This window comes from Nocardia colli (assembly GCF_008704205.1).
In the GTDB taxonomy this organism is placed as follows: Bacteria; Actinomycetota; Actinomycetes; order Mycobacteriales; family Mycobacteriaceae; genus Nocardia; species Nocardia colli.
Genome location: NZ_VXLC01000041.1, coordinates 1 through 9,676 on the forward strand (window position 1 = coordinate 1; position 9,676 = coordinate 9,676).

The following is a 9,676-nucleotide window of genomic DNA, read 5'->3' on the forward strand; positions in this document are numbered from 1 at the left end:
GCTCGAAGCGGCGCGGATGATCCACATGACGAACGGGGTTGCCGCGCCGGATAACTGGGGCGGATTCATGGAAAGCGTCACCTACGTGACGTTCCAGGAACTGGCCACCCGCGTGTCCCACCGCAACACCGGCCGGGTGTGCGACGACGCGATCGCCGACCGCATGCTGCAACGCATCGCCGCGGACGAGAACCTGCACATGATCTTCTACCGCAACATGTGCGCCGCGGGCCTCGACCTGGCGCCGGATCAGGCGATGCTGGCCATCACCAAGATCCTGACCCACTTCGTCATGCCCGGCGCGGGCATGCCCAACTTCCGCCGCAACGGCGTCCTGATGGCCAAGCACGGCATCTACGACCTGCGCCAGCACCTGGAGGATGTGGTGGCGCCGGTGCTCAAGCAGTGGAACATCTTCGAACGCAACGACTTCGGCCCGCGCGGCGAACAGGCCCGCGAGGAACTCGGGGTGTTCATCGAGAAGCTCGAACAGGACGTACTGAAGTTCGAGGAACAGCGCGACCGCATGTTCGCCCGCGAAGCCGCGAAAGCCGCACTGCAACCTGCCTGATCGCGAACAGCCGCACAGGAAACTGTGCGGCTGTTTCGTTTTCAGTACTCGGCGCGCAGGTGGGTGACGTCGCCGGCGGAGACCGGCTGGTCGCCGATCAGCAGGCGGCCCGCGTCGTCGATGTCGGTGGCGATGCCGGTAAGTGTTCGGCCGCCGGGCAATTCGGCGCGCACCTGCACGCCCAGCGTCGCGCACCGCTCGCGGTAGGCGGCGGCGAGATCGGTGGTCTGCCAGCCCGCGTCGCGCCAAGCCGTGAACCGGCGGGCGAATTCGGTCAGCATCGACAGCACGATCTGCGTCCGGTCGGTGTTCTCCGCGCCCGCGATGGTCAGCGAAATGGCATGCGGCACCGGCAGTTCGGTCTCGGTGAGGCTGACATTCAACCCCATGCCGATGACCACCGCCGGTGCGGCGTTGCCGGTCGCGACCTCCGCGAGGATGCCCGCCACTTTGCGGCCATCGATCAGCACATCGTTGGGCCACTTGAGGTTCGCGGCCACACCGGCGGTCGCGCGCAGTGCGTCCACCACGGCGATGCCGGTGAGCAGCGGCAGCCAGCCGAGCACCGCGGGCTCGATCCCGTCCAGTCGCACCAGCAGCGACAGCGAGATCTGTGCCCGCGGCGGGCTGACCCAGGTGCGCGCGTGCCGGCCGCGCCCTTGCTCCTGCGCCTCTGCAAGGAGTACCGCGCGGTCGGCGTCTGGTTCGCCGGCGCGCGCGATCAGGTCCGCGTTGGTGGACCCGGTCGACTCCACCACCTCGATGTGGCGGAAGAACGACAGCTCGGGCAATTCGGTGAGACTGCGCCGCAACTGCTCTGCATCCAAAGGAGACCTGGTCACAGGGGCAGGCTACTTGGTGCGCGGCAGCCTGCCGGACAAGGTCGTCGCGGGACTAGCCGACGAGGATGTACATCTCGTCACTCGGCGCGCGGGCCGCACCGTCGGCGCCTTCGCCGTCCCCATGCGTGGCCTCGCTCCGCTGGTCCGGATCCAGGATCGTCGGCTCCGACTCGAACTCGTGACAGCTCGTCCAAGCCGCAGCGGCCGCGTGTTCCGCGACGGTTTTGCTCCATTCCCACATATCTGGGCTCCTCCCCCTGAGCACGAAAACTGGACTCCTCCAGGCTATCTGGCCACCCACGTGGATTGATACCGATTTTCTACCGGCGCAAATACGCCAAAACCCCTGGAGTTTCTTTCCGGCAACCCGATCTAGCTGCGCTTTTTACCCACTGGTAGCCCCTACTGGGTTAGTGGGAAACACTGTCACTCGTTACACTCCGGAGCCATGACGAGTGTCCAGCAGCAGTCCGCGCAAGATCCAGCGGGCGCCCCCGACATCCACACCACCGCCGGGAAGCTGGCTGACCTGCGGAATCGGCTGGATGAGGCGCAGCACCCGATGGGTGAGGCCGCGGTCGACAAGGTGCACGCCAAGGGCAAGATGACCGCCCGCGAACGCATCCTGGCGCTGCTGGACGAGGGCTCCTTCGTCGAGCTCGACGCGCTGGCCCGGCACCGCAGCGTGAACTTCGGCTTGGCGGAGAACCGGCCGCTCGGCGACGGCGTGGTGACCGGTTACGGCACCATCGACGGCCGCGACGTCTGCATCTTCAGCCAGGACGTCACCGTGTTCGGCGGCAGCCTCGGCGAGGTCTACGGCGAGAAGATCGTCAAGGTGATGGACCTGGCGCTCAAGACCGGCCGTCCGCTGGTCGGCATCAACGAGGGCGCGGGCGCGCGCATCCAGGAGGGCGTCGTCTCGCTCGGCCTCTACGGCGAGATCTTCCACCGCAACATCCAGGCCTCCGGCGTGATCCCGCAGATCTCGCTGATCATGGGCGCGGCCGCGGGCGGGCACGTGTACTCCCCGGCGCTCACCGACTTCGTGGTGATGGTCGACGGGACCAGCCAGATGTTCGTCACCGGACCCGACGTGATCAAGACGGTCACCGGCGAGGACGTCACCATGGAGGACCTCGGCGGCGCGCACACGCACATGGTGAAATCCGGTGTGGCGCACTACGTTGCCTCCGGCGAGCAGGACGCGCTCGACTACGTCAAGGACCTGCTGTCCTACCTGCCGAGCAACAACCGCGCCGAGGCGCCGCGCTTCCCGGCCACCGACCCGATCGACGGCGCCATCGAGGACTCGCTCACCGACGAGGACCGCGAGCTGGACTCGATCATCCCGGATTCGCCGAACCAGCCCTACGACATGCACGAGGTGATCCGTCGCCTGCTCGACGACGACGAGTTCCTCGAGGTACAGGCCGAGCGCGCGATGAACATCATCGTCGGCTTCGGCCGGATCGACGGCCGCAGCGTCGGCATCGTGGCCAACCAGCCCACCCAGTTCGCCGGCTGCCTGGACATCGACGCCTCGGAGAAGGCCGCGCGGTTCGTGCGCACCTGCGACGCGTTCAACATCCCGATCCTCACCCTGGTCGATGTGCCGGGCTTCCTGCCGGGCACCGGCCAGGAGTACAACGGCATCATCCGGCGCGGCGCGAAGCTGCTCTACGCCTACGGCGAGGCGACTGTGGGAAAGATCACGGTCATCACCCGCAAGGCCTACGGCGGCGCCTACGACGTCATGGGTTCCAAGCACATGGGCGCCGACGTGAACCTGGCCTGGCCGACCGCGCAGATCGCCGTGATGGGCGCCTCCGGCGCCGTCGGCTTCGTCTACCGCAAGCAGCTCGCCGATGCCGCCAAGAGCGGCGACGACGTCGATGCGCTGCGGCTTCAGCTGCAGAACGAGTACGAGGACACCTTGGTGAACCCGTACATCGCCGCCGAGCTCGGCTATGTGGACGCGGTCATTCCGCCCTCGCACACGCGCGGCCAGATCGTCTCGGCGCTGCGGCTGTTGGAGCGCAAGATGGTAACGCTGCCGCCCAAGAAGCATGGCAACATCCCGCTGTGATTCCGGCCGCAACACCCCGCGTCGATCCAGCGATACGCTCGGTAGGCCGCGCACACTGGATGTAGAGACGCAATGAGTGGATCCGAGGATGATCGCATCATCCGTCCGTTGATTGCGACCGAGGAACTCGCCTGATCAGGCAAAGAAGGGATCTGGCACTGTGACCACCGTGGCAGAAGAAGATGTTTTGACCGCCGCCGAACTGGACCTCACCGTCGGTGCGATCACCGACGAGGTCGCAGTGGCCGACGCGGACGCGGCCGTCGCCGAGTCCGCCGTCGCGGCCGCCGCGCCGTTCTTCACCGTGGTGAAGGGCAACCCGAGCGACGAGGAGATCGCGGCGCTGGTGTGCGTGCTCTCTGCCGCCGCGGACAGCGCCGCCGCCCCGTCCGGCCCGGCCGACATGTGGGGCAGGCCCACCTTCATGCACCGGGGCACCTCCCCGTTCTCGCCCTACGCCTTCCCGCAGCTGTCGCACCTGCGCGGGTGACGAGGTTCGTTCTCGCCTCCGCGTCGCCGGCCCGCCGGGAAGTACTCCGTTCGGCGGGCATCGATCCGATCGTCCGGGTGTCGGACGTGGACGAGGACGCGATCCAGGCCGCGCTGCCCGACGGCACCTCGCCCGAGGTGGTCGTCGTCGAACTGGCCAAGGCCAAAGCCGCGGCGATCGCCGCGACGATTCCCGAACTCGCCGCCGATTGTGTTGTCGTCGGCTGTGATTCGATGCTGCTGGTGGACGGCGAGCTGCAAGGCAAGCCGCATACCGCCGAGGTGGCCAGGGCCCGCTGGGGCGAAATGGCCGGGCGCAGCGCCGATCTGGTGACCGGACACTGCGTCCTGCGCCTGCAGGACGGCCAGATCATCGCCGAGGCGATCGACTGCAGTTCCACCACAGTGCATTTCGCCAAACCGGAACCCGACGAGCTGGACGCCTACATCGCCACCGGCGAGCCGTTGCAGGTGGCGGGCGCGTTCACGCTCGACGGACTTGGCGGCTGGTTCGTCGAGCGGATCGACGGCGATCCGTCCAGCGTGATCGGGATCGGTCTACCACTGCTGCGCCGATTGCTTGGCGACGTTGGGGTCGCCGTTACGCAGTTGTGGGGCCACCCGGCCACCTGACGGCGGCGCGATCAGCGGCTCCGACCCGGTCGCATCCCCGGTCACCGGCACCGTGACCACCTCACGCCCGTCCGGCTCGCGCCGCATTTCCTGCTCGCGCCGCGCCATCATCTCCAGCCGGACCACGCACAGTTCCGGCTCGACGAACGGATGCAGCCGCACGTTCACATCGCCGCGCGCGCCGCTGCGATCGAGTACCTCTTTGATCAGGCCGAGGTGCACACCGCAGACCACCTCGGAGTGCGTGCGCGCGAGTTCCCGCAGCGGGCACGCGGTGAGCCGGATCAGCGCCTGCTCGCTGGTCTCGTTCGGATCGCGTTCGGGTGCGAAGCCCAGCTCCGAAAGCACCGTCATAGCGACGTCTTTCGCGTCTTCCAGCGATTCGACCCGATGGTCACCGGCGTCCAGCTTCGCGCCCCAGGAGCGTCCGGCCGCGATGGCCGCCTCGGAACGCCGGCGCGGATCCGGGCCGAGTTGATCGGCGAGCACCTGCGCGAGTTCCTGATAACCGACCGATCGCTGCACCGCGCTGTATCCGATGCGCGGACGTCCGCGACCGCGGGGCGGTTGCTGAAATTGCCGCACCAGGGATTCCCTGGTGAGCACGTCCAGATGAAACCGAACCGTGGTGACGTGTTGTCCGGTGATTCTGGCCAGTTCCTGGGCGTCGAGAGGCTCGCTGGCGCCACGTAGGATCGCGAGCAGTCGCCGCCGCGGCCAAGAATCGGACATAGCTCACCCCTCCTCCCGGGAGACTTTATCGGATGCAGGTGCGATTTATTCGCTCATTCAGCCGATTTGTGATCTGAAACGAGAGTCACTAACGCCTCACACATACCATCGCTGTGAGACCCGAACCGCTGAAACCACAGTCTACCACGCGTGAAGGACCCACATCGTGCCCGCTGCTCCGGACCCTCATCCCGCATTTGGTTCTTACGCACATCCTCACCGACTAGTAACCACGGAGTGGCTGTCGGCAAACATCGGCACGTCAGGACTCAAGATCGTCGAGTCCAACGAGGACATATTGCTCTATGACATCGGACATGTTCCCGGCGCTACCAAGATCGATTGGCGGGGCGATCTGAACGATCCGGTCACACGTGACTACATCGACGGAGCCCGATTCACCGAGTTGATGCGCGCCAAGGGAATCGAGCGAGACGATACCGTGGTGATCTACGGTGATCGGGGCAACGCGCAGGCGGCGCACACATTGTGGGTTTTCACTTTGTTCGGGCATCCGGATGTGCGGTTGCTGGACGGTGGTCGCGGCGCCTGGATTTCCGAGGAACGCGACACCACCTTCGACACCCCGCACCTCACCCCCAGCGACTATCCGGCGGTCAAACGCGACGACAGCAGCGCCCGCGCGTTCCGCGAGGACGTGCTCGCGCACCTCGGCAAGCCGCTCATCGATGTGCGTTCGCCCGACGAGTACTCCGGCGAACTCATCCAGCCGCCGATCAACCCGGAGGACGCGGCCCTGCGCGGCGGGCACATCCCCACCGCCGCGAACATCCCGTGGACCGAGGCGTTCAACAACGACGGCCGTTTCCGTTCACGCGCCGAGCTGGACGAGATCTACGGCGCGCTGGGCAGCGAGGACGACCTGGTCGTCTACAGCCGGGTCGGCGAACGCTCCAGCCACACCTGGTTCGTGCTGACCTATCTGCTCGGCTTCGACACCGTGCGCAATTACGACGGCTCGTGGACCGAATGGGGCAACTCGGTGCGCATGCCGATCGCCAAGGGGACTGAACCCGGCGCGGCCCCGGCCGGCGCCGGACGCCGGGCCCGCGGTAAGTAACGCACGCAGGTACTTCCATCTGGATGGCACCGTTGTGATCCGCGACCTACTGTTCAGTAGGACTGGCCGAGTTCGGCGTCTGTTGGCAGACTGCCTACACTCGCCCAGACGTAGTTTCGTCGACCACGGGGCGACTAAAAAAGATTTCACACAGGAGGCTCAGTGCCCAGCCACGCCAGCGCACGGATCACGAAGGTACTCGTAGCCAATCGAGGCGAGATCGCCGTGCGCGTGATTCGGGCGGCCAAGGATGCCGGCTACGGCAGCGTCGCGGTGTACGCGGAGCCCGACGCCGAAGCTCCCTTCGTGCAGCTCGCCGACGAGGCGTTCGCGCTCGGCGGCCAGACCTCGGCCGAGTCGTACCTCGTGTTCGACAAGATCCTCGATGCCGCGTCGCGCTCCGGCGCCGACGCCATCCACCCCGGCTACGGATTCCTGTCCGAGAACGCCGACTTCGCCCAGGCCGTCCTCGACGCCGGGCTGATCTGGATCGGCCCCTCGCCGCAGTCCATCCGCGATCTCGGGGACAAGGTCACCGCCCGGCACATCGCCGAACGGGCCAAGGCCCCGATGGCCGCAGGCACCAAGGACCCGGTGAAGAACGCCGACGAGGTCGTCGCCTTCGCCAAGGAGTACGGCGTGCCGGTCGCGATCAAGGCCGCCTTCGGTGGCGGTGGCCGCGGCATGAAGGTCGCGCACACCATCGAAGAGATCCCCGAGCTGTTCGAGTCGGCCACCCGCGAGGCGGTCGCCGCCTTCGGTCGCGGCGAGTGCTTCGTCGAGCAGTACCTGGACAAGGCCCGCCACGTCGAGGCGCAGGTCATCGCCGACCAGCACGGCAACGTGGTGGTCGCGGGCACTCGCGACTGCTCGCTGCAGCGTCGTTTCCAGAAGCTCGTCGAGGAGGCGCCCGCGCCGTTCCTGTCCGACGACGTGCGCGCCAAGATCCACGCCTCGGCCAAGGCGATCTGCAAGGAAGCCGGTTACTACGGCGCCGGCACGGTCGAGTACCTGGTGCAGGGCGAGACGGTGTCGTTCCTCGAGGTGAACACCCGCCTGCAGGTCGAGCACCCGGTCACCGAGGAGACCGCGGGCCTCGACCTGGTGCGCCAGCAGTTCCGCATCGCCAACGGCGAAGAGCTGACCATCAAGGAAGACCCGACCCCGCGCGGGCACTCGTTCGAGTTCCGGATCAACGGCGAGGATGCCGGCCGCGGCTTCCTGCCCGCCCCCGGCCCGGTCACCGTCTACAAGGAGCCGACCGGCCCCGGCGTGCGCGTGGATTCCGGTGTGGTGCAGGGCAGCGTGATCGGCGGGCAGTTCGACTCGATGCTGGCCAAGCTGATCGTCACCGGCGAGAACCGCACCCAGGCCCTCGAACGGGCCCGGCGAGCGCTGGCCGAGTACCGGGTCGAGGGGCTGGCCACGGTCATCCCGTTCCACCAGGCGATCGTCGAGGACCCCGCGTTCATCGGTGACGGCACGAAGTTCGACGTCTACACCAAGTGGATCGAGAACGAGTGGAACAACACCGTCGAGCCGTACACCGCCGGTGCGCCGACCGACGAGGACGAGGATCTGCCCCGGCAGAAGGTCGTCGTCGAGGTCGGCGGGCGTCGCGTCGAGGTGTCGCTGCCCGGGCAGTTCAGCCTCGGTGGCGGCGGCGCGGCCGCGGGCAACGGCGCCGGTGTGGTCCGTAAGAAGCCGAAGCCGCGCACCCGTGGCGGCGCCGGCGCCGGTGCGGCCTCCGGTGACGCGGTCACCGCGCCGATGCAGGGCACCGTGGTGAAGGTGGCCGTCGAAGAGGGCCAGACCGTCGAGGCGGGCGACCTGATCGTGGTGCTCGAGGCCATGAAGATGGAGAACCCGGTCAACGCGCACAAGGCCGGTGTGGTCACCGGGCTGACCGTCGAGGCCGGCGCCGCGATCACTCAGGGAACGGTGCTCGCCGAGATCAAGTAGCGCGCGTAAACGTAGGGCGAACACCGCTTCGGGCGGGCGCAGGACAATGACGTCCGCGCCCGCTCTGTCGTATCGTGGTCCGGTGACCAGTACGCAGATCGTCTCCGTTGTCGCGGAGCTGATCCGCGCCCGTCGCGCGGCGGGTAATCGCGCCGACGGGAATCGGCTGGTGCTCGTCGTCGAGGGCGGCGGCAGTCGCGGCGTCTACTCCAGCGGCATGGTGTCGGCCATCGAGGAACTCGGCCTGGGCGCGGTCTTCGACGCCGTCTACGGCACCTCCGCGGGCGCGATCAACGGCGCCTGGCTGCTCGGTGGCCGCGCGCGCTCGGGCATGCGCTCCTGGACCGATCCGGAGATCATGCGCCGCGCCATCGACCCGGCCAGGCTGTTGCGCGGGCGTCCCGCGTTCGACCTGCGCTACCTGGTGCATCAGGTCTACGACGGCGTCGAGGGCATGAACTTCCCGGCGATCCTGGCCAACTCCACCACCTTTCACCCCATCGCCACCGACATCCGCACCGGCCGCGCGGTCGACCTGCACCCGCACATCGTCGACAAACGCACCCTCATGCGCGCGCTACGCGCCTCCGCGGGGCTGCCCATCCTGGCCGGCCCGCCGGTCGCGCTCGGCGACGCCCACTACTTCGACGGCGGGCTCACCGAGACCGTCCCGATCCGCACCGCGGTCCGCGACGGCGCGACGCACGCGCTCGTCCTGCGCACCCGCCGCATCGACGAACAACGACCGCCGGCCTCGCTGCTGCATCGTGTCGTCGGCGGCAGCTACCTGCGCGCCATCGCCCCCGGCGCGTACCGCGCATGGGTCCAGCGGCCGCATCAGCAGGCCGTCGAAGACCGCGCCCTCGCCGAACTCGGCGACTCCGTCTTGCAGATCCACCCGCCCCTCGGCTCCCCCGACATCGACAGCGCCGCCCGCGACACCACCCTGCTGGCCGCGGCGCTGGACATCGGCCGCCGCGCGGTCATGTCGGTGCTGTCCGACACCGCCCGCGTCGCCTGAGCGAGTCCCAGGGAGCTGGGACCGCTGACCAGCCGCACATCAGCTCGGATCCGAGGCAATAATAGGGCCGCGAAAGTGAGCGCAGATCCCGAGCGAGAGTACAAATCTCACCGATCACGGCCGAGTTCGAGGTCCGCAGAATGCAGCGGTGGAGCCGGAGGCGTACTCCAGGTGTGAACCTGCCCGCCAGCGGCCACGTTCATGATCAGCGGGAACTGGTGCAGGTGGCCTCTCGGGCGGATTCACGCGGTCGATG

Annotated in this window: 10 protein-coding genes; 7 read left to right on the top strand and 3 right to left on the bottom strand. The window is 67.7% G+C overall.

Going from position 1 to position 9,676, the window contains the following annotated elements; translation table 11 throughout:
• Positions 1-571, top strand: a 571-nt coding sequence (locus F3087_RS43315) for an acyl-ACP desaturase (RefSeq protein ID WP_191094435.1), incomplete at its 5' end; no start/stop codon positions are given.
• A 41-nt stretch (positions 572-612) separates the two neighbouring features.
• Here F3087_RS43315 and F3087_RS43320 read toward each other — a convergent pair.
• Positions 613-1,413 (bottom strand): biotin--[acetyl-CoA-carboxylase] ligase, encoded by an 801-nt coding sequence (locus F3087_RS43320; protein WP_223885794.1) that lies wholly within the window; start codon positions 1,411-1,413, stop codon positions 613-615.
• A 52-nt stretch (positions 1,414-1,465) separates the two neighbouring features.
• Complete coding sequence (locus tag F3087_RS43325; RefSeq protein ID WP_150408021.1) at positions 1,466-1,654, bottom strand: hypothetical protein; 189 nt, start codon at positions 1,652-1,654, stop codon at positions 1,466-1,468.
• A 207-nt stretch (positions 1,655-1,861) separates the two neighbouring features.
• On the opposite strand from F3087_RS43325, the gene F3087_RS43330 reads away from it, so the two are divergent.
• The 3 genes from F3087_RS43330 (at position 1,862) to F3087_RS43340 (ending at position 4,624) form a co-directional block, all read left to right on the top strand.
• The gene (locus F3087_RS43330) at positions 1,862-3,502 is read left to right on the top strand and encodes an acyl-CoA carboxylase subunit beta (protein ID WP_150408022.1); all 1,641 of its coding nucleotides are present in this window, start codon (positions 1,862-1,864) and stop codon (positions 3,500-3,502) included.
• 160 nt (positions 3,503-3,662) lie between these two features.
• Entirely contained in the window at positions 3,663-3,992 is a 330-nt protein-coding gene (locus F3087_RS43335) for an acyl-CoA carboxylase subunit epsilon (RefSeq protein ID WP_150408023.1), read from the top strand.
• Entirely contained in the window at positions 3,989-4,624 is a 636-nt protein-coding gene (locus F3087_RS43340; RefSeq protein WP_150408024.1) for a Maf family protein, read from the top strand. Before F3087_RS43335 ends, F3087_RS43340 begins: the two co-directional genes overlap by 4 nt.
• Here F3087_RS43340 and F3087_RS43345 read toward each other — a convergent pair.
• A complete protein-coding gene (locus tag F3087_RS43345) occupies positions 4,550-5,356 on the bottom strand; it encodes a helix-turn-helix transcriptional regulator (RefSeq protein WP_150408025.1) in 807 nt (268 codons plus the stop codon). The genes F3087_RS43340 and F3087_RS43345 overlap by 75 nt on opposite strands.
• A 166-nt stretch (positions 5,357-5,522) precedes the next feature.
• Between F3087_RS43345 and F3087_RS43350 the strand changes: the two genes are divergently transcribed.
• From F3087_RS43350 to F3087_RS43360, 3 genes are all read left to right on the top strand, one after another.
• Complete coding sequence (locus tag F3087_RS43350) at positions 5,523-6,437, top strand: sulfurtransferase (protein WP_150408026.1); 915 nt, start codon at positions 5,523-5,525, stop codon at positions 6,435-6,437.
• 162 nt (positions 6,438-6,599) lie between these two features.
• Positions 6,600-8,399 carry an acetyl/propionyl/methylcrotonyl-CoA carboxylase subunit alpha gene (locus F3087_RS43355; RefSeq protein ID WP_150408027.1) on the top strand — a complete coding sequence of 600 codons (1,800 nt, stop codon included), beginning with the start codon at positions 6,600-6,602 and terminating at the stop codon, positions 8,397-8,399.
• Between the two features lie 82 nt (positions 8,400-8,481).
• Positions 8,482-9,420: a patatin-like phospholipase family protein gene (locus tag F3087_RS43360; protein ID WP_223885795.1), complete on the top strand. Its 939-nt coding sequence runs from the start codon at positions 8,482-8,484 to the stop codon at positions 9,418-9,420.
• Positions 9,421-9,676: the final 256 nt, after the last annotated feature.